At 64.3% G+C, this 23,946-nt stretch carries 20 protein-coding genes; 17 read left to right on the plus strand and 3 right to left on the minus strand.

Annotated elements, in window-relative coordinates:
• The 4 genes from NKJ81_RS24635 to NKJ81_RS24650 form a co-directional block, all read left to right on the plus strand.
• Positions 1-1,837 (plus strand): di-heme oxidoredictase family protein (locus tag NKJ81_RS24635; RefSeq protein WP_352542030.1); only part of this gene is annotated, 1,837 nt, incomplete at its 5' end.
• Complete coding sequence (locus NKJ81_RS24640; RefSeq protein WP_352472925.1) at positions 1,834-3,264, plus strand: putative sulfate exporter family transporter; 1,431 nt, start codon at positions 1,834-1,836, stop codon at positions 3,262-3,264. The genes NKJ81_RS24635 and NKJ81_RS24640, both read left to right, overlap by 4 nt.
• 51 nt (positions 3,265-3,315) lie before the next feature.
• Complete coding sequence (locus NKJ81_RS24645; protein WP_352542049.1) at positions 3,316-4,023, plus strand: phosphoadenylyl-sulfate reductase; 708 nt, start codon at positions 3,316-3,318, stop codon at positions 4,021-4,023.
• Between the two features lie 437 nt (positions 4,024-4,460).
• Entirely contained in the window at positions 4,461-7,709 is a 3,249-nt protein-coding gene (locus NKJ81_RS24650; protein WP_352542031.1) for an AfsR/SARP family transcriptional regulator, read from the plus strand.
• A 52-nt stretch (positions 7,710-7,761) separates the two neighbouring features.
• On the opposite strand, the gene NKJ81_RS24655 is transcribed toward NKJ81_RS24650, so the two are convergent.
• Positions 7,762-8,859, minus strand: a complete 1,098-nt coding sequence (locus NKJ81_RS24655) for a lactonase family protein (protein ID WP_352472922.1) — start codon at positions 8,857-8,859, stop codon at positions 7,762-7,764.
• Positions 8,860-9,049: 190 nt separating this feature from the next.
• On the opposite strand from NKJ81_RS24655, the gene NKJ81_RS24660 reads away from it, so the two are divergent.
• The 8 genes from NKJ81_RS24660 to NKJ81_RS24695 are packed head-to-tail and all read left to right on the plus strand — an operon-like array spanning position 9,050 to position 16,584.
• Positions 9,050-9,601 (plus strand): MaoC family dehydratase, encoded by a 552-nt coding sequence (locus tag NKJ81_RS24660; protein WP_352472921.1) that lies wholly within the window; start codon positions 9,050-9,052, stop codon positions 9,599-9,601.
• A gap of 3 nt (positions 9,602-9,604) precedes the next feature.
• Complete coding sequence (locus NKJ81_RS24665; protein WP_352472920.1) at positions 9,605-10,765, plus strand: CaiB/BaiF CoA transferase family protein; 1,161 nt, start codon at positions 9,605-9,607, stop codon at positions 10,763-10,765.
• A gap of 20 nt (positions 10,766-10,785) precedes the next feature.
• Positions 10,786-11,928: an ABC transporter substrate-binding protein gene (locus tag NKJ81_RS24670; RefSeq protein WP_352472930.1), complete on the plus strand. Its 1,143-nt coding sequence runs from the start codon at positions 10,786-10,788 to the stop codon at positions 11,926-11,928.
• Positions 11,929-11,949: 21 nt separating this feature from the next.
• Positions 11,950-13,137, plus strand: coding sequence for an ABC transporter substrate-binding protein (locus tag NKJ81_RS24675; protein ID WP_352472919.1), 1,188 nt, complete (start codon positions 11,950-11,952; stop codon positions 13,135-13,137).
• Between the two features lie 55 nt (positions 13,138-13,192).
• On the plus strand, positions 13,193-13,930 hold the full coding sequence (locus NKJ81_RS24680) for an ATP-binding cassette domain-containing protein (protein WP_352472918.1): 738 nt from the start codon (positions 13,193-13,195) through the stop codon (positions 13,928-13,930).
• Positions 13,923-14,666: an ATP-binding cassette domain-containing protein gene (locus tag NKJ81_RS24685; protein ID WP_352472917.1), complete on the plus strand. Its 744-nt coding sequence runs from the start codon at positions 13,923-13,925 to the stop codon at positions 14,664-14,666. The genes NKJ81_RS24680 and NKJ81_RS24685 overlap by 8 nt, the downstream gene beginning before the upstream one ends.
• Complete coding sequence (locus tag NKJ81_RS24690; RefSeq protein ID WP_352472916.1) at positions 14,663-15,613, plus strand: ABC transporter permease; 951 nt, start codon at positions 14,663-14,665, stop codon at positions 15,611-15,613. The genes NKJ81_RS24685 and NKJ81_RS24690 overlap by 4 nt, the downstream gene beginning before the upstream one ends.
• A 5-nt stretch (positions 15,614-15,618) precedes the next feature.
• Entirely contained in the window at positions 15,619-16,584 is a 966-nt protein-coding gene (locus NKJ81_RS24695) for an ABC transporter permease (protein WP_352472915.1), read from the plus strand.
• A gap of 67 nt (positions 16,585-16,651) precedes the next feature.
• Here NKJ81_RS24695 and NKJ81_RS24700 read toward each other — a convergent pair whose 3' ends face one another.
• Both NKJ81_RS24700 and NKJ81_RS24705 read right to left on the minus strand, forming a co-directional pair.
• Complete coding sequence (locus NKJ81_RS24700) at positions 16,652-17,488, minus strand: amidohydrolase family protein (RefSeq protein ID WP_352472914.1); 837 nt, start codon at positions 17,486-17,488, stop codon at positions 16,652-16,654.
• A 67-nt stretch (positions 17,489-17,555) separates the two neighbouring features.
• Entirely contained in the window at positions 17,556-18,344 is a 789-nt protein-coding gene (locus NKJ81_RS24705) for an IclR family transcriptional regulator (protein WP_352542032.1), read from the minus strand.
• A gap of 159 nt (positions 18,345-18,503) precedes the next feature.
• Here NKJ81_RS24705 and NKJ81_RS24710 point away from each other — a divergent pair, with 159 nt between their 5' ends.
• From NKJ81_RS24710 to NKJ81_RS24730, 5 genes are all read left to right on the plus strand, one after another.
• Positions 18,504-19,820: a type 2 periplasmic-binding domain-containing protein gene (locus NKJ81_RS24710; protein ID WP_352472912.1), complete on the plus strand. Its 1,317-nt coding sequence runs from the start codon at positions 18,504-18,506 to the stop codon at positions 19,818-19,820.
• A gap of 140 nt (positions 19,821-19,960) precedes the next feature.
• A complete protein-coding gene (locus NKJ81_RS24715; RefSeq protein WP_352472911.1) occupies positions 19,961-20,857 on the plus strand; it encodes a carbohydrate ABC transporter permease in 897 nt (298 codons plus the stop codon).
• A 2-nt stretch (positions 20,858-20,859) separates the two neighbouring features.
• Positions 20,860-21,726: a carbohydrate ABC transporter permease gene (locus tag NKJ81_RS24720; protein WP_352451567.1), complete on the plus strand. Its 867-nt coding sequence runs from the start codon at positions 20,860-20,862 to the stop codon at positions 21,724-21,726.
• A 1-nt stretch (position 21,727) separates the two neighbouring features.
• Positions 21,728-22,825, plus strand: a complete 1,098-nt coding sequence (locus tag NKJ81_RS24725; RefSeq protein ID WP_352542033.1) for an ABC transporter ATP-binding protein — start codon at positions 21,728-21,730, stop codon at positions 22,823-22,825.
• A 4-nt stretch (positions 22,826-22,829) separates the two neighbouring features.
• Complete coding sequence (locus NKJ81_RS24730) at positions 22,830-23,942, plus strand: mandelate racemase/muconate lactonizing enzyme family protein (protein ID WP_352472908.1); 1,113 nt, start codon at positions 22,830-22,832, stop codon at positions 23,940-23,942.
• Positions 23,943-23,946 lie beyond the last annotated feature (4 nt).

A 23,946-nucleotide genomic window follows, 5' to 3' on the forward strand; every position in this document is an offset into this window, starting at 1 on the left:
CGGCGATCTCGTATTCAAACCTGGCGCGATCCTGTCAATCGATCCGCGCGGCGACAAATCGGGCACGATCCTGGTTCCGCAGGATCTCACCGACCAAGATCTAGCCGACTATGGCGGAGCGAGCCCAGTCCAGCTCTACACGGCGCAGAGCGAGCCATTCCTCAACCGGCGCTACAATGGCCAGGCTCGAACGGCGCGGCTGGCGGCGGCATCCGGACCGCGCTACATCTCGATCAACAACGCCTTTGGAAGGCCCTGGATCGCCAACGCGCCGAACGGATTGGCCGGCGAAGGCAGCGTCACCGTCGTCGACCCCGACGGAGCCCCGCTCGACAATGCGCCAAGCCGCGAGGCCGGCGGCGTGTTCGCCGGCCGGTCTACCGATCGCGAACAAGCGCAGATCGCTCAACCCACTGGATGGCTGGCGAGCGGCTGGCTGGCCAACGGATGGCTGGCGAAGCGGCTGAACTACCGGGCAAGCGGCCAACTGACGCCCGGCGGGCTGCAGACCGGTGCGCTCGGAACGGCGTTTCTCGGCCCGTCACCGGACGGCAGCGGATTTGCCGTGTTCGGCGCGGTCACTGCGGACGGCAGCGTGGTCCAGATCCATGTCCAGGACGGTGTCGACGGCCTAGCCGGCCCTGGCACGGTGAGCATGGGCCGCAACAGCGGCGACGATCCCGGCGTCATCGGCATTGCCTTCAAGTGGAACCCGGACCGTGTTCTCTACATCGCCGACCCCGGCCGCGACCGGCTGGTGCTGCTGAAACTGCAAGACGACCGGCGGCATTTCACGGTCGCCGGGGCTGGCATGGTCTCGCTGCCGGAATTCGATCGTCCAGTCGACATTGCCGCCGCTGTCCCCGAGATCGCCAATCCGCACTTTTCGAGCCATACGACGCTTGCCGGGGGGTCGGACCTGTTCGTCGCCAATCGCGGCGACGGCTCGCTGCTGCGCATAAGCCAGGACGGCCGGCTTCTCGCCCGAGCGACGATCGACATCCCTGGCCTTGGGCCTCTCGGCGGCGATCGCCTGCGAGCCATCGCAATGTCGGCGGACGCGCAGCGGATCTGGATAACGATAGGCGGCGAGCTTCCCGGATTTCCCGGCCGCGACGGAGCGCTGCTCGAGGTTCCTGCTTTTGACGAGCACGGCGTGTCGGCGACGGCCCAGCAGACGCAAAATGCTGCCGCCAACCCCGATCTCGCCGCTCGCGGAAGGGAGCTGTTTCACACCGATTTCACGCCGCGGACCGGTCTTGGACCATTGTTCAATGCGACGTCCTGCCTGTCCTGTCATCCCGGCCCCGGCGGTGCGAGCGCGGATGAGAACCGTTTCGCGCGCAGGATAGCCCATATGGATCCGGGATCCGGGCGCACGGTCCCGATCGATCATCCCAACAGCCCGGTCGCCCGGCGCTACATGCTGCGCGATGGTGCCGGCATCGCGGCTGAACCGGCTGCACTGCCGCAGCAGGCCAATGTCATCTCGCTGCGCATGCCGCCCAGCCTCTACGGCGTCGCTGGCATAGACGACATACCCGACAGCGTCATCGAGGCGCAGGCAGTCAGCAAAGGCGACGGGATCAAGGGCCGCCCGCACTATGTCCTCGATGCCAACGGCGCGACGCGCGTCGGCCGCTATGGCTGGAAGGCCGACATTGCGGTCCTCGAAGAGATGGTCGCCGACGCTTTCACCAGGGAGCTCGGCATCACCAGCGTCGTCTCCGGCCACAGCGGGACGGACACGCAACCCGTCGAACAAGGGTCCGGAGAGATCGAGGCGGTGGCTGCCTATCTGCGAACGCTCACCCCGGCCGAGGAGGCCAGGCGATGAGCATCGCCCTGACGTTTTCGCATGCGCCGGAACAAGCGCACTCGATCTTGCCCGGTATAGCCGTGGCGGCCGCGCTCGCCCTTGCGGGCGGCTGGATTGCCGGCGGATTGGGCGAGCCGCTGTCGCGCAATCCGGTCCTCGTCGCCATGCTCTTCGGGCTGCTGATCGGCAACAGCTTTGCCTGCCCCGACGTCCTGCGCCCGGGGCTCGACTTCACCAAGCGCTACCTGTTGCGCCTGGCGGTCGTCCTTGTCGGCTTCCGCATCACGACGCGACTGTTCCTCGATCTCGGGCTGATGCCGCTCGCGGTGGCGGCCATCGAACTGATCCTGGTCGCGGCTTTGCTCTACGCCATCGCACGTAGGCTGTTCAGGCTGGAGGCCGAGATCGCGTTGCTGGTCGCGGTCGGAAGCGCCGTCTGCGGCGCAGCCGCCATTCTCTCAGTGGCTGCGCTGATGCGCGCACGCGACCAGAGCGCGGGGGTTGCGATCGCCCTGATCACGCTCAGCGGCACCGCGGCGCTGCTCGTCTATCCCGTGATGTTCCTGGGCGGCTGGCTGCCGCATCTCGACGACCGGCTCTACGGCGTGTTCGTCGGCGCGAGCATCTTCGAACTGGCGCAGGTCTACGGCGCCTCCTTCGCAGTCTCGGACGGGGCGCTGAACACCGCTACCCTCGTCAAGCTCAGCAAGGTGCTGATGCTCATCCCGCTTCTGCTGGCCATCGGCACGTTCTTTCGCGGCCGCAAGAGCGCGCCCGGAGCAACGCCGATCCCGTTCCCGTGGTTCATCGTCGCCTTCATCGGCGTGGTGATGCTCAATTCGCAAATCACGCTCGATCCGCAATTGCGCCGCGGCATTCTCGACGTCGACCAGTTCCTGTTCCTGATGGTGATGGTCGCGCTCGGGATCACCACACGCATCGGCCGTCTCGGCGAAGCCGGCGGTGCGTGGCGCCTGATCGGCCTCGGCTCCAGCGGAGTGCTTTTGTCGGCAACCCTGGCCTCTGGCGCACTGATCCCGTTCTCGGCCGGCTTCCTGGCCTCGCCGTCGGTCTCGAGCGAAAGCGCAATGCTGGCCAGCGATGGCGGAAGGCTCTTCGCTTCGGTCGGCTGCGCCAAATGCCATGTGCCGGCGCTGGCGGGCACAAAAGGCGAAGTCAGGCTCTACTCGGACCTTTTACTGCACGACATGGGATCGGCGCTCGACGACAAGATCATCCAGGGCAACGCCATCGGCGCCGAATGGCGGACAACGCCGCTGGTCGGCATCCGCCTGCGCCAGCGCTTCCTGCATGACGGCCGCGCGACCACACTGCGCGATGCAGTGTTCGCGCATGGCGGCACGGCGCAGATCGTCCGCGACCGCTTCTTCGGCCTGGACGAGGCCGACCGCCAGGCGGTCCTCGATTTCGTGAGCAGACTATGAACCGGCCGCGTCACGCCAAAACCGGACCGAATCGCCATCCATGAAGGCATCATCGCGGAGCTGAACCATCTCGACGGACCCGAGCTGCTGGCGCCACTCGTCACCGACTTGTTCCGCGGAAAGGTAGCGCTCGTCTCCTCATTTGGCGCGGAATCTGCGGTGTTGCTGCACATGGCCGCATCGATCGACAGGTCGCTCCCCATCGCCACGCTCGATACCGGAAAGCTGTTTGCGGAAACGGTCGCCTATCGTACGCAATTGACGGCCTTGCTCGGCCTCACCGACGTGCGCATCGTCACGCCCCGGGCAAACGTCCTGCGGGTGCTCGACGGCTCTGGATCGCTGCACCGCAGCGATCCGGACCGGTGCTGCCACATCCGCAAGGTGCTGCCGCTCGAGAAGGCCCTGAGCGGTTTCAAGGCCTGGATTTCCGGCCGCAAGCGCTATCATGGCGGAGTTCGCACGGATGTTGCGACGCTGGAAGAAACTGACGGACGCCTGAAGATCGAGCCACTCGCCCGCTTCACCCGGCAGCAGATCGAGGTCTATCTCGACCATCATCGCCTCCCCCGGCATCCGCTCATCGAAAAAGGCTATTTCTCGATCGGTTGTGCGCCCTGCACCGTCGCGTGCGGCAGTGCGGACAATCCGCGCGCGGGCCGCTGGAGCGGATTGTCGAAAACAGAGTGCGGGATCCACCGGTCGCCCATCCCCTCGCACAATCCGGTCCCGTCCGCTTCCCGATTTCCGGTTGCGTAAGGCACCGAAGACCCGGGCGCCCAACAAGCCTTGAAAACTAGGCACGCTTGCGAAAACTGGGAGATCAATCGCCGGGAAACTAGGTGACCGTACCGATGTGCGCGGATGCCACTGCGCACAGGATGAGCTCGTGCGTTTGGAAAGGACTGCCAGGCAGCCCATGAGCTTGCCAATCGGAGGGAATAGCCATGATCAGGTCTTCTACCGGATTTGGAGCCGACGGTCGAAGACCGAGTGCGAGGTTCGCCCGCCGTCCATTGCCCAGTTTCAGGTTGCGCAACCATCGAGATCCGCCCTCCCGGGATCAGCCAGTGCCGCTTCATCTACGAAGCCCCCACGAATTGTCGCATGACTGCGCCAGGCTAACGTCAATCGGATCGGCGGGACGGTCATGGCAGCACGACCGTCGCTCGATGATTGGTCGAGCGGGAGCCCCCATGGCCGCCTTAGATGCCTTTGAAGCCGATGCGACGCAACCGCTCTCGGGCACAGGCCGGATCGCCAAGCTGGCGGCCCCGCGCAGCGCCAGGATATTGAGGCGGAACCGCGTTCTCGAAGCAATCGATCGGGTGTCGCGGTCGAGCGTATGCTGGGTGGCGGCACCGGCCGGCTACGGCAAGACGACCGCGGTCATCGATTATCTCGAAAGCGTCGAGGCGCCGCACATATGGTACCGTGTCGATGAGGGCGACCAGGATATAGCGCGGTTCTTTCAATATCTGGCGCAGTCGCTGGACTCAGTCTCGGCTGGAGACATGCCGGTCTTCGGCGTCGAGTATGCCGAGCAGCCGAAGGAGTTCGCCAGGCGCTTTTCCAGAGCCTATTTCGCTCGGCTAAAGCCCGGCACAATTCTGGTGCTCGATGATTTGCACGACGCCGATACCGCAGAATTTCGGGCGGTGCTTTCCGAGATGTTCCGTGAACTTCCTGACACCGTCCGCTGCATCTGTGTCTCACGCACGCTGCCCCAGGAGGAATTGGGCGACCTCATTCTCAAGGGCAAAATGGCTGTCATCGACCGCCACGCGCTCGAATTCTCGACCGCGGAAGCGCGCGATCTCGTCCACCTGCGTTCGAGGGACGCCGCTCGGGTCGATGTCGAGGCGGCGCGCGGTTGGGCGGTCGGGCTCGTCCTGCTCGCGGACCAAGGCACCAAAGCCGGACTGGACGGCACAACGGAGACGGTCCCCGGCGGGCAGAACGTGCTGCCCGACGTTCTCGGTCGTCATTTCTTCCTTTCCCTTCCCTCCGTCGACCAGGACATGCTGCTGAAACTCAATCTGCTGCCCGAAATCAGCGCCGGGTTGGCTGACGAGATGATCGGGTCGGGCGAAGCAGGAAAGCTGCTCGACAGGCTTTACAGGCGACAGTTTCTGGTCACGCGCTCGGAAAACAACCGCGATATCTTTCACCTTCATGACCTCTTGCGCGACTTCCTCGAGCGTCGTTTCGCACAGCAAATTGCCAGGGAAGAGCAGCAATCGCTCCGGCGAAAGGCGGCGAAGGTCCTTGCGGGGGCGGGCCGTCATGACGAAGCCATACGCCTCGCCTTACAGGCCGACGACTGGGACCAAGCGAGCGACCTGCTGCTGAGCCGCGCAGAGGACTTGCTGGCGCAAGGGAGCCGCGCGACCTTCATCGAGTGGTGCGGCCGATTGCCGGAAACCATCATGAATGGCTGGCATTTCTATTGGCTGGGCGTGGCCCACATGCCCGACGACGCTGCGGCGGAGCGTTGGCTGTCCAAGGCGTGGCAAGCCTTTGGCGAGGCCGACGATCTGCGCGGCCTGTGCCTCACTGTGTCGCGGGCGGTGTTGGTCAAGACTGCCAGCTGGCGCACGTACGAAGGTCTGTCCATGTGGACGCGACGGGCGTTCGAGCTGATCGAACGCGGGCTTCCGGAACTACCTTCCGAGGAAGCGATGCTGGTACGCATTGGCATGATGCGGGCGCTGAACTTCGGCGACGACTGCTATCGCAGCAGCCCCGCCGGACAAGCACTCGAAACCGAACTCCTGGAGCGGTTGACCCGGAATCCCGAGCACGATCCGAGCGGATTGCGGCTGCTTGCCAGCGAAACGCTGATCGATCTTTCGGTATCGACCATGCGCGCCGATCTGTTCGCCAAGGCCGTCGACAGCGTCGTTGACGATTTGAGTGACAAGAGCGTGCTGCCTTGGATTCTCGGCATGTGGCTGGTCGCCTTTGGTGCGGAAAGTGGACGTTATTTTCCCTATAAGAGAAGGGATTTTCCCTATCCGTCGGCCGAAGCGGCGTTGCGGGCGGCGATCGCAATTGGCGAGCGCGAATCGCTGAGGGGCGTGGAGTTCGGGGGGCTCTATCATTTGCAAATGCAGATGAAGGTCCGCAACGATTTTGCCGAGTTCCACCAAGTGGTCGAGCGTTTGGCCGAGATCGCCGACAGCCGTTTCACCACGCAGGTCGCCGTCGTCGCCGATTGCCACGCCGCGCTCCATGCCAGGCAAGGCGATTTCACGGCCGCTTACCAGGATTGCGAGCGCTTCATGACTGCCATCGAGGCGGCCAACGAGCCGATGATCGAGCGCTGGCCGCACTACATCACGCAGTTCCAGGTGCTGCTGGCGGACAGGAAGCCGCGCGAAGCCGCCGTGCTTCTCAGCGATCTGCTGCCGCGGCTGGACGGCGGCGCCCACAAGCGAACCGAGATATGCATTCTGGCAGCGGCCGCATTGGAGAACCTGTGGAGCGACGATCCGCACTATGGCGACCGGCTGCAGGCCTTCCTGGAAGCGCTGCGCGACATCAGCTGGCCAATGGTGCTGCTCAATGTCCCGGAATTGCTCGCCGAACTGCTTGGCGATGCGCTTGAGCGCGGCATCGAGCCCGAGTTCTGCCGGTCGTTGATCCGCGAACGCCGGCTCGAGCCGCCGCCCCGGCGGCCCGCCGCCTGGCCCTGGCCGCTCAGGGTCCACGTCCTCGGAGGCTTTCGGCTCGAACTCGATGCAAACCCTCTCGCGCTCGGCGCGAAGCCGCCGACGAAGGCCCTCGACATCCTGCGAGTGCTGGCGATCTCAAAGGAAAATACCCGCTCGCAGGAGACCATTCAGGACTGGCTGTGGCCCAACCTCGACGGCGACCAGGCGCGGGCGGCGTGCGACCAGGCGCTTCATCGGCTGCGCAAGCTGTTGGGACGGACCGACCTCATCGTCCAGCGCGAAGGCAAGCTTCGCCTTGCATCGGACAAGGTCTGGGTCGACCTCGCCGACTGGGAAGCACGGCTCAAGACTGTCGCAAAGGTCAATGCGGAGGGATTGCGGCCAGACGCGGAGGCGCTCTTCCATGCATTCCCGGGTCCGTTGTTGTTGCACGAGCGAACCGCTTCCTGGTCGCTCCCGGCTTGCGAGCGCGTGCGTCGCGAACTGATCGATCTTGGGCTGCGGCTCGGCCAGCGGCTGGAGGCGGCCGACCAAGCCGACAAAGCACGGGCGATATATCTAGCGGTATTGGACTTCTATCCAGATGCCGGACCGATCTGCAAAGCGCTGATAAAGGAGCAACTGTGCCGCAATGATTTCGAAGGCGCAGTTGACGAATATGGGCGCTGCGAGCGCGCATTGCGTGCTGCCGGTGACGTAGCGGCCGCAGACATACGCGCGCTGGTGGCTCCCTATCTCGCGCGACGGGCGTCCCGATCCTCGTATTGAAACGACACGTTCTTATGGCCATGGTACTGGCGGAATTTTCACCCGCCAGCGCTCAACGCACGATCCTCACGCACATCGGCGTGCCAATATCGATGGATCGGCCGGTGTCGGTCAGCCGGCCGGTTGCGGCATCACGGGCGAAAATCGAGATGCGGTCGGCATTCTGGTTGGCCGAGAACAGATGGCCGCCCGAGGGCGTCAGTGCCAGATTGCGCGGCGTGGCACCGCCGCAAGGCGTATAGTCGACAAGAGCAATCCTGCCGGTTTGCTGGTCGACCGAAAACACGACGATGCTGTCATGACCGCGGTTGGAGCCGTAGAGAAAGCGGCCGTCAGGCGAGATCTGGACGTCGGCACAGTGATTGCCGTCGCGCGCCTCGGGCGGCACGGCCGGCTTGCTGTCGATCACCGTAAGCTTGCCTGATGCTTCGTCCAGCGCCAGCGAGACAACCGTCGAATCCAGCTCGTTCATGACGAACACGAAGCGACCGCCCGGATGCAGTGCGAGATGGCGCGGACCCGCGCCTGGCGCAAGCGCCGACTCGGCGAGTTTCGTCAGGCTGCCGTCGCGCCCGATGCGATAGGACACCAGCCGGTCGATGCCGAGGTCAGCGACGATCGCCATGCCGCCGGCAACCGTCTCGGTTACGCTATGGGCATGCGGCCGCTCCTGGCGGGCAGGATCTGGTCCGGTCCCGCTATGGGCAACGCTCGACAACGGCGCTGTCAGGCCGCCATTCTCACCCAACCCATAGACCACGACCGAGCGATCGGGGCCGCCCTCGCCCATGCCGTAATTGGCGACCAGCAGCTTGGTCCGGTCGCGCGTGATGGTGTTGTGCGCCGTGATGCTGCCCAGCGTCGGCTGCTTGTTGATGTAGGACAGCGTGGCGGTCTGCCTGTCGAAACGGTAGGCCGAGACCACCCCTTCGCGCCAGGTGAACACTTCTGAGTTGGCATAGACGTGGGAGCCGTCCGGCGTCACCGACAGGAAGGTGGGATTGTCGATGTCTCCCGTCTCGGCCAGTTTCTTCGTCTGCAGCGTCCCTTCGTCGAAACTGTAGACACCCAGCCCGATGCCGCGCGCGCCCTGAAAATACGGGGCGTCGCGATTGAGGCTGCCGACGAAAATCAGACAGGCATTCTGCATCACTTCCTCCCTTGTTCCGCCGGCATTGGCCCCAACGGAGCAGGCAAAATTTCGCCGAGACTCGCTTGCAACGCAACCCCATATGTGAAAATACTATTCACAAAAGAAGATTGACGGGAGGATCGATCATGCATTTCGCTGGTCTGCGGCGCGCCCTGATGGACGATTCCCGCTCCCAGAGGAAGTTGTCATGAGCAGTTTCGCGCCAACCGTGGGCGTGGCATCGACACACCCCGCCAACATGCCTAGGGATCACGCCGACCTTCCCGTCTGGAACGCGGAGAACTGGTTCTACGAAGACTGGCCGGTCGGCCAGAAGATCCGCTCGCTGCGCCGGACCATTGCCGAGGGCGACAGCCATCTGTTCAACACGCTGGTGCTCGACATCCATCCATACGTGCAGGACCAGATGTTCGCCGAGACGCAAGGCATTTTCGGCAAGCGGCTGGTGGCAGGGGCCTTCGTGTTCTCGGCCGGGCTCGGTCTCGTCGCCACCAATTGCGTCAACGCCTTTTCGTATGGCTACGACAAATTGCGCTTCATCAAGCCGGTGTTCATAGGCGACACGATCTATTCAATCCGCTCCAACCTCGACAAGAAGCCAAAATACAAGGAAATGGGGCTGATCCGCGCCAGCTATGAAGTCTTCAAGGGTGAAGGCGAGCTCGTGCTTTATTGCGAGCACCTGCAGACGGTGAAGTACCGCAATCCGGCCGATTTCGCCGGTAAGACGGAGAAATAGGCAATGGCTGCCATTGCCGAACTGCCGCTGACCGGGCTCATCGTTGTCGATATGAGCCAGTTCTTGTCCGGGCCTTACTGCTCGCTGCGGCTGCTCGACCTCGGCGCTCGGGTCATCAAGATCGAACGGCCTGACGGCGGCGACCTGTCGCGCCGGCTCTATCTCAGCGACACCGAGATCGGCGGCGATTCCACCATTTTCCATGCGATCAACCGCGCCAAGGAAAGCCTTGCCATCGACTTGAAGGACGAGGCCGACCTTGCGGCGCTGCGCGGCCTGCTGGCCAAGGCCGACGTGCTGATCCAGAATTTCAGGCCCGGCGTCATCGAACGCCTGGGCTTCGATTACGAGGCGGTGCGCAAGATCAATCCGCGCCTGGTCTATGCCTCGATCAGTGGCTATGGCGAGGAAGGCCCGTGGGTCAAGCGGCCGGGGCAGGATCTGCTGGCGCAGGCGCGCTCCGGCGTGATGTGGCTGAACGGCGACGAGGACCAAGGGCCGGTGCCCTTCGGCCTGGCGATCGCCGACATGCTGGCGGGTTCCGCCGCCGCGCAAGGCATCCTCGCCGCACTGGTGCGGCGCGGCGTGACCGGCAAGGGCAGCCATGTCGAGACCAGCCTGCTCGAAGCGCTGGTCGACTTCCAATTCGAGGTGCTGACCACGCACCTCAATGACGGGCGCCGGCTGCCGCGGCGGTCGAGCTTCCGCAGCGCGCACGCCTATCTCTCGGCGCCCTACGGCGTCTATCCGGCCAAGGACGGCTATCTGGCGATCGCCATGACGCCGATCTCGAAACTCGCCGATCTCCTCGGGCTCGAGGAACTTGCGCCCTACCGCGATCAGCCGTCGACCTGGTTCACTGCCCGCGACGAGATCAAGGCGATCATCGCGCAAAAGATCGCAACGAAGACGGTCGACGAATGGCTTGCCATCCTCGAGCCTGCCGACATCTGGTGCGCCAAGGTTTTGACCTGGCCGGAAATGATGGCCAGCGAAGGCTTCCAGGTCCTCGACATGCTGCAGACGGTGACGCGCGAGGATGACGTTTCGATCCTCACCACGCGCTCGCCGCTCAGGGTCGACGGCATCCGCGCCAAGGTCGAGCGGGCCGCGCCGCGCATCGGCGAGCACAGCGCAAAAATCCGCGCGGAGTTCGGGCTGTGAGCGACGCCACGCTCAAAGGCATGACCTGGAGCCATCCGCGCGGCTATGACCCGATGGTCGCCTGTTCGAGACTGTGGAAGCAACAAACTGGCATCGCCGTTGAATGGGACAAGCGCTCGCTGCAGGATTTCGAATCCTTCCCGGTCGAGGAACTGGCCCGTGCCTACGACCTGATCGTCGTCGACCATCCGCATGTCGGCCAGATCACCGCCGAGAATTGCCTGGCGCCGCTCGATGTCGCCGGCCGGGAAGCCGAACGCGCGGCACTTGCGGCGGGCAGTGTCGGCCGGTCCTTTCCGAGCTACAACTGGCAAGGCCGGCAGTGGGCGTTTCCGATCGACGCGGCCAGCCAGGTGCAGGCATGGCGGCCCGACATGCTTTCGGCTGCGCCGGCGAGCTGGGCCGATGCCCTCGATCTGGCCCGGCAAGGCCACGTGATGTTGCCGCTGAGGCCGCCGCATTCGCTGATGGTGTTCTACACGCTTGCCGGCAATCTCGGCCGGCCCGCCGGTGAAGGCCCTGGCGACCACGTGGATCCGGCAGCGGGCAAGCAGGTCTTCGAGATGATGCGCGAGATCGCAGCCCTCGTCGACCCGGCCTGTCTTGGCATGGATCCGATCGCGGTTCTGGAGCAAATGGCCGGATCCGGCTCGCGGATCGCCTGCGCGCCGCTGATCTATGGCTATGTCTCCTATGCCATCGCCGGGTTTCGACCCACCCGCCTGGCTTTCGCGGATATCCCGGCCGCTGGCAATGCCGGCCCCAAAGGCTCGGCGCTCGGCGGGACCGGCATCGCCGTGTCGGCCTTCTCGAGGGCCGGACAGGCAGCAATCGACTTCGCCTACTGGATCGCCAGCGGTGACGTGCAGCGCGGCCCTTACGCCTCGGCCGGCGGCCAGCCCGGCCATGCGGCAGCCTGGGCGGATGCCGCCGTCAACGCCGCCGCCGGCAATTTCTACAAGGACACGCGGACTACGCTCGAAGGTGCCTGGGTGAGGCCGCGGCACGACGGCTACATGGCGTTCCAGCAGGCGGCGTCCGATCGCATCAATCTCGGCCTGAGCGAAAGGCACAATGCCGCTCGCGTCGTTGCCGATCTCAATCGCCTGTTTCGGGAGAGCCTTTCGACGCAGGTGTCCGGCGTTGCCGGCGGAGGAGCCTGAAACAACCGAACGGAGGAGAACATGAACAGCCTGATCCGCGGCCTTATGGCCGCAACCGCACTTGCATCGGTCACGACCATAGCTTGCGCTCAAGACGTTTCGGGCGTGATTGCTGGATTGCCGACCGAACTGAAGGCACAATATGACGGCGCGCCGCAAAAGGTGCTGCCGTCGGCCTGGGATAATTTCACGCCGCCGTCAAAGCCGTGGAAATGGTGCCACTCCGAGTCCTACCAGGGCAATCCGTGGCGCGTCACCGTGACCAAGGAGTTGAAGCGGCTGGTCGACGGCCTGATCGCCGACGGCACCGTGGCGAGCTTCGAGGTGTCGGATTCCAACAACGACGCCAGTCAGCAGATCAACCAGATCCGCGCCTTCATCGACAAGAAATGCTCGATCATCACCTCGATCCCCGGCTCGGCGACGGCGCTGGACGATGCCATCGATGCCGCAGCCAAAGCCGGCATCCCCTTCATCACGGCAGCTGGGTCGGTGACCAGCCCGAATGCGATCAATGTCGATTCCAACTATGCGCGCTGGGGCTACGACATGATGACCGCGATCGGCAAAGCAATGCCGGACGGCGGCAGCGTGCTTCTGGTCGAAGGCATTGCCGGTCACCCGATCGTCGTGCAGGAGCGCCAGGGCGCCGACAAGGCGCTGGCCGAAAATTCAAAGCTCAAGGTCTCGCGCAGCGTCAACGGCAACTGGACTGCAAACGTCACCAAGACGGCGGTGCTGCAGGCGATCGCCACCAATCCGGCGCCGATCGATGCGGTGTGGACGACGGGCAGCGAAAGCCGCGTCGTCGCCGAGGCCTTTGCCGAGGCCGGCCGCCCTGCCCCGCTGATCACCGGCTCGATCACCGGCGATGCGCTCGGCTACTGGAAGGCCAATCCCGACAAATACCGCTTCGAAGGCCATGCGGTTCTGCCGCACTGGACGGCCGAGACGCTGTTTCGTGTCGGCGTGCGCATGCTCGACGGACAGAAGGCGAAGCTCAACACGCTGCTGATCCCGATTCCGCCGGTGCACAATGCCGACCTCGGCGCCTGGTACAAGGACTGCATGACGCCGGACGCCGTCTCGATCTTCCCGGTCCCGCCGAAGGATCCGATGCCGGAGGAATGGCTCGATGCCTACTTCGCCAATCCGGCACCCACCAAGGGCTGGGATTATTCGAAGGTGCCGGACGCCTGCGCCAAGTAGGATACGAAGGCCGGCTCCGCACGGGCGGTGCCGGCTTTCTCCATCAGGATTGCTCATGCTGGAAGTCCAGGCCATCTCGAAACGCTACGGCGAAACGATTGCGCTGGCCAATGCCTCAATCGCATTCCGCGCCGGCACGATCCACACCATCCTGGGCGAGAATGGTTCGGGCAAGAGCACGCTGGTCAAGCTGCTGTCGGGGATCGTCCAGCCGGACAGCGGCGCGATCCTGCTCGACGGAGCGCCCTTTACCGGCCTCTCGCCGGCGGCGTTCCAGGGCGCCGGGTTCGCCACCGTGTTCCAGGAAGTGCTGATCGCGCCTGACCGTTCGGTGACGGACAACATCCTGCTCGGCCTCGACGGCTTGCTGACGCGCACCGTGCCGCGTGCCGAGCGGCGGCAACGCGCGCAAGCGGTGCTGAAGCGCTTCGCGGTGACCGAGATCCCGCTCGACCAGTTGGCCGGGCAATTGCCGCTTGCGGTTCAGCAATTGGTAGTGCTCGCCCGCGCCGTGGTGCGCAGCCCGCGCATTCTCATCCTTGACGAGGTTACGGCGGCGCTCGACTTTGCCGATCGCGAGGCGGTCTTCGCCATGATGCGCAAGCTTGCCTCCGAAGGCTGCCTGATCCTGTTCATCACCCATCGCATGGACGAGGTGATGTCGCTTTCGGACCGGATTTCCGTGCTGCGCGGCGGCAGCGTGGTGACGACTGAGGAACGCGGCACGTCCTCCGCATCCGAACTTCTCAGAGCGATGGCGCCACGCACGGCGGCGGAGCTGGCGCATGGCTGATCGCGCCAGCCTTTCGGTGCGTGGCCTGGTGATCGCGCCGGGCGCAAGCCCCATGACGCAAACCATCGCGCCTGGCGAGATCGTCGGCCTTGCCGGCCTCGACGGCCACGGACAGGAGCGGTTCCTGAAAGTGCTGGCCGGCCTGGAACGCCCGGCCGGTGGCGAGGTGACCGTCGAGGCGCCAACCGGAGCACGCGCGATCACCAATTTCCGCAAGGCGGTCGCCGGCGGCATCGCCTATTTGCCGCGCGACCGGCGCACCACCGGCATTTTTCCGACCCAATCGGTGCTCGACAATTTTGCCGTCTCGACGCTGTCGCGCGATATGCGTTTCGGTCTGCTCAGCTTCGCTGCGCGGCGGCAGCGCTATGAACGCTATCGGGACAGACTGTCGATCATCGCGCCACGGCCGGACGCCCCGATCACCACGCTTTCCGGCGGCAATCAGCAGAAGGTGCTGCTGGCCCGCGCATTGGCGCTGGAACCGGCGATCCTGCTCCTCAATGATCCGACGCGCGGTGTCGACGTGGCGACGCGCCATGTCCTCTACGATGTGTTTCGTGGACTGGCGGCGGACGGCATGGCTCTGGTCATCCTGTCGAGCGAGATCGAGGAGATCCTCCTGCTTTGCCATCGCGTGCTGGTGTTCCGCGAACAGCAGGTGGCGGCTGAAATCACCGGAGATGCGATGAAAAGCGATACGGTGATCGCCGCCATGTTCGGGCGCGCGGCATGAGCGGGTTGCGGCGCATGGCGGCGCGATGGCGCGGCGCTGGCTTTGCGGCAGTGCTGCTGGCCATCCTGATCGCGGTCAATCTGCTGCTCAATCCGGCGCGCTTCCATCCTGCCGCCTGGGGGGCGCTGATCGGGCTCGCCGCGCCGCTGATCGGCGCAGCGGTCGCCTCGGCTCCGGTGATCCTCGCTGGGCGCGGCGGCATCGACATTTCCGTCGGGCCATTGATGGGCTTCGTCAATGCGATGGTGATCCAGCTGCTGTTTCTCAGGCTTGGCATATCTTCGCCGCTGGTCATCGTGCCGGCGGCGCTTCTGATCGGCGCGATCGTCGGCGCTGCCAACGGCTTCTTGGCGACCATCGTTCGCATCCAGCCGATCGTTGCGACGCTCGGCACCTATCTGATCCTCACCGGCATGACGCTGACCATCCTGCCGGCGCCGATCGGTCCGGCGCCGGGCTGGCTGAAGGCAATGGCCGGACCCTGGTCGGCACTGCCGCTGGCGCTGATCTTCCTGTTCTGGTGGCTGGTGCGGCAGACGCCTTATTACGACCAGCTGATGGCGGTGGGCAGCGACGACCGCGCCGCCTACACGGCCGGCATTCCGGTGACGAAAGTACGTTTCATCGCCTATGTCATGACCGGCATACTTGCCGCCTGTGCCGGCCTCATGCTGACCGCCCTGATCGGTTCGGCCGACCCTAATATCGGGCCGACCTACACGCTGATCGCGATTGCCGCGGTGGCGCTCGGCGGCGTCAGCCTTGCCGGCGGGCGCGGCGGGCTCGCCGGCGCCGCCATCGGCGCTGTCGACATCTTCCTGCTGCAGAGCGTGCTGACCGCCTTCAACGTCTCCACCTATGTGCTGCAGATCGCCTATGGCGCGATCCTGGTTGTGGCGGTCATCATGACGGCGCTGCAGGAGCGGCTCTCGGGACGGAAAGGCTGAGAAGCATGAGCCGGAACTGGTTCCAGTCCACCAATGCCCGCGTCGCCGGTGCCTTTGCCGTCGCTGTCGCCTTGCATCTCCTTGGCACCTTGCTCATCCCGGGCTACTCCCAGCCGTTCGCCATCCGGGCGCTGCTGGTGATCGCCTCGCTGCTGGCGGTGGCATCGATCGGCCAGACCCTCGTCGTCATCCTGGGCGGTATCGATCTGTCGATCCCCTTCATCATCGGCTTTGCCAATGTCGTTGCCGCACAGCTCTACGGCGTCGGCTGGAATTTTGCTCTTGTCTGCGCGGTCGTCAGCGCGCTCGCCTTACTGATCGGGGCGCTGAACGGCCTGATCTCGCGCGGGCTCGACATCCACCCGCTGATCGTCACGCTCGGCATCGGCATGATTGTGCAAGGCGCCGTCCTGTTGTGGACCGGTGGTTTTCCATCCGGATCGGCGCCGCAAGCGGTTTCCGCCTTCGTTTCGATCGGCGGTTCGGTCGGACCGCTGCCGGTGCCGGGGCTGGTGCCATGCGTCGCGGTGTTGACCTTGCTGGTGGCGCTGGTGCTGGCGCGCACGCCATACGGCCGCCGTCTCTACGCCCTAGGCAGCAATCCAGGTGCTGCGCCGCTGGCGCTGATCGATCCGGTCCGCATGTGGACCGTGACCTATGCCGCGAGCGCCTTCTTCGCCGCCGCAGCCGGCGTGCTGCTGCTCGGCTTCACCGGCTCGGCCTATGGCGATGTCGGCCAGCCCTATCTGTTCCAGACGATCGCGGCAGTGGTGGTCGGCGGCGCCGCCCTTGTCGGCGGCCGCGGCAGCTATTTCGGCACCATTGCCGGCGTGCTGGTGCTGACGGAGATCAACACGCTGTTGATCGGCCTCGGCTTCCGGCCCTCGACCGTGCAGGCGGCACTTGGCCTGGTCATCGTGCTCCTGGTTTCGCTCTACGGTCGCGAGCGGCACGTGTCGGCGACGATCTGAGGCCACCTATTCGTTTGAGCCGCATTTGTGCGACGCCAAGTGATCCGTCACTTGGCTGCAAAATGCTCTACAAACGCCACAGCCGCTTGGCGTTGCCGGAGAGCAGCTTTTGCCGCTCATCGATGCTTGCACCGGCGAGCAGCGCGTGCGTTGCCGCCACCCAGGTCGCAAGCCCGCCGCCAAGCGTGCAGACCGGCCAGTCGCTGCCCCACACAACGCGGTCCCAGCCGAAGCATTCGATGGTGTGCTCGACATAGGAACGCAGCGTTTCGACAGTCCAGGATCCGGCATCCGCATAGGCGACCACACCGGAAATTTTGCCGACGACGTTCGGGCGCCGCGCGATCTCCGCCATGTGCTCGCGCCAGGGGTGCTCGGCACCACCCTTGATGTCGGGCACGCCACAATGGTCGAGCACGAACTGCACATCTGGCGCGAGGTCGGCGAGTGCAATCGCCTTGGGGATCTGGTGCGGCAGAACGACAAGGTCGAAGGTCAGGCCGCTGCCGGCAAGCCGCCTGATGTTTTCACGAAACAGCGCGCCCTCCGAAAGCTCGTCCGGCATGACGTGCAGCACGCGGCGAAAGCCTTTGACGAAAGGATCGGCGCGCTGGCGCTCGAGATAGGCGGCAAAGCCAGGCTCCTCGGGGCGGCAGGAGGCAATTGCCCCCCGCAGCAAGCTGGCCTTTTCCCGCGACAGCGCTTTGACACGGCTGGTTTCAGCCTCGATGTCGGCAGGATCGACATCGACCTCCATATGCAATGCGCCCTCGATGCCGGCGCGGCGGGCCTGGACTGCATATTCGTCGTAGGAGAAATCGCGGTTGAGTGCCGGCACGCCGGCCAGCCAGGGATAGCGCAGCGCGGACTGGTCGATCAGGTGCAGATGGGTGTCGAAGATCATGGTGGCGCGCTCCTCCTTGGCGACTTCGAGATCATCTCACGGAGAAATTCTTCATTCAAATAAGAATTCATCTCGATTGCTTGACGGTCGATCCCGCCAGTTGCGACAGCTTTTCGGTCGCTGCCAGCAGCAGCTCAATCGTCCTCGTAATGTCGGGCGCCTTGGGTGCGTTGACCAGGGTTATGTAGGGGATCGACAGCGCGGCGATCGCCCTGCCGTCCGAGCCGAGAACCGGTGTCGACAGGTTGAAGACACCGGCGGTCTGCATCGATGCCATCATCTCGTAGCCGCGTTCCCGGATCTGGTCGAGGCGGGCAAAGAACTCCGGCGATTGCGGTGGCTTGTCGGTGCTGCGCAGATGTTCTGAGATCATGATCTGCCGCTCTTCCGGCTGGCGGAACGCCAGCAGCACATGGCCGGAGCCGGTGTCGAACAGGCTGATATGCGAGCCGACGCGGATCGAGATGCCCCAGTAATCCGGCGCCTCCTGCTGGGCAATCACCACGGCGGAGCCGCGATCGAAAACGACGAGCTGGTTTGCCTGCTGCGAGGTTTCTGCCAGCTCGCGCATCAGCGGCGTCGCGTAGGAAACCAGCCGGCGCACCGGCGCGTGCAGCTGCGCCAGGCCAAACAGCTTGAGCGTCAGCGAATAACGGTCGCCATCCGGCCGCGTGACGTAGCCGCGCCGCACCAGCCGGTCCAGCATGCGGTAGAACTCGTTCGGACTGCGGTCGAGCTTCTTGGCGATTTCCGCCTGCGTCAGGCCGCCATCGACACCGGCCAGCAACTCGAGGATGTCGAGCCCCTTGTCCAGCGCCGGGGCTCGATAGCGGTCATCTTCCTCGTCCTCTGCCATTGGGCTTCTCGAGTGAATTGCACTTTTCATATACGCATAACGGTATTGTTTCCGAAAGAACTTTCGGCTTGACGATCCTGTAAATGTTTTGTTTGTATATGAATGAAGCTGCCGATCCGCCCTCGCTATGGATCGACGCGGACTCTTGGGAGGATACCGATGACGAAACTGTTTTGCGGCCTGTCGGCCGGCGTAACGCTGCTCGCACTGGGTGCGAGTGCCCTTGCTGCCGACCTGCCCGGCAAATTCGACGGCGTCACCATCGACGCCAAGCTGATCGGCGGCCAGCAATATGAAGGGCTGTACGCGCGCATCGGCGAATGGGAAAAACTGACCGGCGCCAAGGTCAACGTGATCTCGAAGAAAAACCACTTCGAGCTCGACAAGGAAATCAAGTCGGACATCGCCTCCGGCAGCATCAACTGGTGCGTTGGGTCGAACCACTCGTCCTTCGCGCCGCAATATCCTGATATCTACACCGATCTCAACAAGCTGCTGCCGAAGGAGGAGATCGACGCCTTCGTGCCGTCGACGATCAAGGCCTCGACGCTCGACGACAAGCTGGTGATGCTGCCTCGCGCGCAGTTCGACGTCTCGGCGCTCTATTACCAGAAGAGTCTCTACCAGGACGAAGCCAAGAAGGCCGCCTACAAGGCCAAATACGGCAAGGAGCTGACACCGCCCGACACCTGGGACGAGGTCGCCCAGCAGGCGGAATTCTTCGCCAGCCCGCCCGATTTCTACGGCACCCAGTTCGCCGGCAAGGAAGAGGCGATCAACGGACGCTTTTACGAGATGCTCATCGCCGACGGCGGCGAATACCTCGACAAGGACGGCAAGCCGGCCTTCAACTCGGAAGCCGGCGTGCACGCGCTCGACTGGTTCGTCAATCTCTACAAGGCCAAGGCGGTGCCGGCCGGCACCACCAACTATCTGTGGGACGATCTCGGCCAGGGCTTTGCCTCCGGCACCGTCGCCATCAACCTCGACTGGCCGGGCTGGGCAGGCTTCTTCAACGATCCGAAGTCATCGAAGGTCGCCGGCAATGTCGGCGTGAAGGTGGCGCCGAAGGGATCGGCCGGCATTCGCACCGGCTGGTCGGGGCACCACGGATTTTCGGTCACCGAAAACTGCGCCAGCAAGGAAGCCGCGGCGTCGCTGGTCTGGTTCCTGACCAATGAGGACAGCCAGAAGCTCGAGGCGGCAAGCGGCCCACTGCCGACCCGCACGGCGGTGTGGGACTGGGACATCCAGCAGGCGGCCAGCGATCCTTACAAGAAGGAAGTGCTGGCGGCTTTCCAGGAAGAGGCAAAGCACGCTTTTGCCGTGCCGCAGACACCTGAATGGATCGAAATCTCCAACGCCGTCTATCCCGAATTGCAGGCCGCCATCCTGGGCGACAAGACCTCCAAGCAGGCGCTGGACGACGCTGCCGCCAAGGCCACCCAAATCCTCGAGGACGCCGGCAAGCTTTGACCATTCTCCCAAGGGGGCGCCGCTCATCGAAGAGCGGCGTCCCCGAACTTTTTGCGAACCATGCGCAACACGCTTTGTCTTGATCCCGGCTGGCCGATGGCGGCCTTCGGTGTCCGGGCACCAACCAGAACCGGATCGCCATGAAAGGCTGGAGACCTTCGCCGCCATTGCTGCTCCTGCTGCCGGCGGTGATCGTTCTGGCGGCGGTGGTGGTGGTGCCGCTGCTGCTTTCGCTCTATTCCAGCTTCACGCCGTTCCGGCTGACCAGGCCGGAGACGTTCTGGGTCTTCATCGGCGCGCGCAACTACGTCGCCATCCTGACCAGCCGCGCTTTCTGGGTCGCCTTTGCGCGCACCGTGGTGCTGCTGACGGTGGCGCTCAACCTGGAAATGCTGATCGGGCTCGGGCTGGCCCTGCTGGTGGAGAAGGCATCGCGCGGCCAGCGGATCCTGCGCACCATCATGATGTTTCCGATGATGTTTTCGCCGATCCTCGTCGGCTTCCAGTTCAAATTCATGTTCAACGACAATATCGGCCTGGTGAACAACGCCCTGCAGGGGCTCGGCCTGACTGACCGCGCCATCCCGTGGCTGATCGACGGCAATCTCGCCTTCATTGCCATCCTGACCGCCGAGATCTGGTCGTCGACTTCGGTGTTCGCGATCCTGATCCTGGCCGGGCTGCTGGCGATGCCGCGCGAACCGGTCGAGGCGGCCCGCGTCGACGGCTGCACGCCGTGGCAGACATTCCGCTATGTCACCTGGCCGTTCATCATGCCGTTTGCTTTCATTGCCATGACCATCCGCTCACTCGACGTCGCGCGCGCCTACGACATCGTCAAGATCATGACCGACGGCGGCCCCGCCGGCCGCACTGAACTGGTCTGGACACTGGTCGCCCGCACCGCCTATGGCGACGCCAGGATGGGCCTGGCCAATGCCATGGCCTATTTCTCGATCCTGCTGTCGATCCTGTTCACCGTCTATTTCTACCGCAAGCTCGCCGCGGCGCGCACGCAGATCGCGGCGGAGTGGTGAGGATGGACCAGAACAGCCTGCATCGCGTCGGCAACAAAGCGCTCGGCATCGTTCACGGCATCGGACTGTTCCTGGCCATGCTGGTCATCTGCCTGCCCGGCATCTGGATCGTGCTGTCGTCGCTGCGGCCGACCGTCGAAATCATGGCCAAGCCGCCGGTGTGGATCCCGCAGCAACTCTCGCTCGACGCCTACATCGCCATGTTCAGCGGCGTCGGCCAGGGCGGCATTCCGGTGCTCGACTACTTCCGCAATTCGCTGATCATCTCGGTGACCTCGACGGTGATCGCCATCGTCATCGGCATGGCCGGCGGCTACGCCTTTGCGCGCTACCGCTTTCGCGCCAAGTCGGCGATGTTCCTCGGCCTGATGCTGACGCGCACGGTGCCCGGCATCGCGCTGTCGCTGCCGCTGTTCTTCGTCTTTGCGCGGCTCGGCATCATCGACACGCATTTCGGGCTGATCCTGGTCTATGTCGCGCTCAACGTGCCGTTCACCGTCTGGCTGATCGACGGCTTTTTCCGCCAGGTACCGAAAGACCTCGCCGAAGCCGCGCAGATCGACGGCTGCACGCGCTGGCAGGCCTTCTGGCAGGTCGAGTTTCCGTTGGCCGGGCCCGGCATCGCCTCGGCCGGCATCTTTGCCTTCCTCACCTCCTGGAACGAGTTCGCGCTCGCCTCGCAGCTGACGCGCTCGATCAACTCCAAGACCCTGCCGGTCGGCCTGCTCGACTATACGGCCGAATTCACCATCGACTGGCGCGGCATGTGCGCGCTCGCCGTGGTCATGGTCATACCGGCGCTCACGCTTACCTTCATCGTCCAGAAACACCTCGTCGGCGGCCTCACTTCCGGCGCGGTGAAAGGCTGACATGGCAACCGTATCGCTCAAGAACCTCACCAAAAGCTACGGCCCGGTGGCGGTGGTGCACGGCATCGATCTCGAGGTCGCCGACCGCGAATTCATCGCGCTGGTCGGGCCGTCCGGCTGCGGCAAGTCGACAACCCTGCGCATGATCGCCGGCCTCGAGGCGATCAGCGACGGGATCATCGAGATCGGCGGCCGCATGGTCAACGACCTGCCGCCGCGCTCGCGCAACATCTCGATGGTGTTCCAGTCCTACGCGCTCTACCCGCATATGACGGTGCGCGAAAACCTCGGCTTCTCGCTCAAGATAGCGGGCGCCGCGAAAGAAGAAATGGACCGTCGCGTCGCCGAAGCGTCCGGCATTCTCGGCCTCGACCAATTGCTCGACCGCCGGCCGTCGCAGCTGTCCGGCGGACAGCGCCAGCGCGTCGCCATGGGCCGCGCCATCGTGCGCGATCCCGACGTCTTCCTGTTCGACGAGCCGCTTTCAAATCTCGACGCCAAGCTTCGGACGCAGATGCGCACCGAGATCAAGAAACTGCATGCCAAGGTCAAGTCGACGGTGATCTACGTCACCCATGACCAGGTCGAAGCGATGACATTGGCGGACCGTATCGTCATCATGCGTGACGGTTTCATCGAGCAGGTCGGCACACCCGACGAGGTCTTCCGCCGGCCCCAGACACGCTTCGTCGCGGGCTTCATCGGCTCGCCGCCGATGAATCTGCATGAGGCGGTTGTCGACGACGGACAGTTGCTGTTCGCCCGCGGCGAGAGGCTGCCTTTGCCCAGCCAGTTCAAGGCCAATATCGAGGCCGGCGACAAAGTCGTGTTCGGCCTCAGGCCCGACGACATTTATCCGACCGGGCATGGCATCAGCTCCGGCGAAGACGTCGACGTCCACCAGCTGGAGTTGCCGGTGACCGTCACCGAGCCGCTCGGCAACGAGACGCTGGTGTTCGCCGAATTCAACGGCAGCGACTGGGTATCGCGGATGCTCAATCCAAAGCCGCTGAAAGCCGGCGACCGGGTCAAGATGAGCCTGGACCTGTCGCAGGCCCATCTGTTTTCTGCTGAAACGGGCAAGACATTGCGAGGTTAAAACCATGGCAAAGATCGAGAAAATCGAACTGCGGATGGTCGACCTGGTGCCGAAGGTCAAGCGCACCGATGCCATCCAGAGTTTTGTCAGCCAGGAAACACCGATCGTCACCATCACCGACGCCGACGGCGCGGTCGGCACCGGCTACAGCTATACGATCGGCACGGGCGGCTCCTCGGTGATGCGGCTGCTGGCCGACCACCTTGCGCCGCGGCTGATCGGCCGCGACGCCGACATGATCGAGGCGATCTGGCACGAGCTGGAGTTCGCCAGCCATGCCACGACGATCGGCGCGATCACGGCAATCGCGCTGGCGGCCATCGACACTGCCCTTTGGGACCTGCGGGCCAAGAAAAAGAGGCTGCCGCTGTGGAAGCTGGCCGGCGGCGCCAAGGACCGCTGCCCGCTCTACACGACCGAAGGCGGTTGGCTGCATATCGAAACCGAGGCACTGGTCGAGGATGCGCTGGCCGCCAAGGGCAAGGGGTTTCGCGGCTCGAAGGTCAAGATCGGCAAGCCGCACGGCTCCGAGGATCTTGCCCGGCTGACGGCGGTCCGCCGGGCGGTTGGAGACTCCTACGAAATCATGACCGACTGCAACCAGGGCTTTTCTGTCGACGAGGCGATCCGCCGGGCCGAGCGCCTGCGTGAACTCGACCTCGCCTGGATCGAGGAACCGCTGCCGGCCGACGACATAGACGGCCATATCCGCCTGTCGAATGCGACGTCGACGCCGGTCGCCGTCGGCGAGTCGCTCTACTCGATCCGGCATTTCCGCGAATATATGCAGAAGGGCGCGTGCTCGATCGTGCAGGTCGATGTCGGCCGCATCGGCGGCATCACGCCGTGGCTGAAGGTGGCGCATGCAGCCGAGGCGTTCGACATACCGGTCTGCCCGCATTTCCTGATGGAACTGCATGTCAGCCTGACATGCGCCGTTCAGAACGGCAGATATGTCGAGTATATTCCCCAGCTCGACGAGCTGACCGGCAAGAAAATGCGTATCGAGGACGGGCACGCATTGGCACCGGACGAACCCGGCATCGGCATCGACTGGGACTGGGATGCGATCAAGGCGAAGAGCATCGCGGAATTCACCATGGCGATAAAAAAATAGGAGG

The sequence above is a fragment of the Mesorhizobium sp. M0018 genome, assembly GCF_040323955.1.
In the GTDB taxonomy this organism is placed as follows: Bacteria; Pseudomonadota; Alphaproteobacteria; order Rhizobiales; family Rhizobiaceae; genus Mesorhizobium.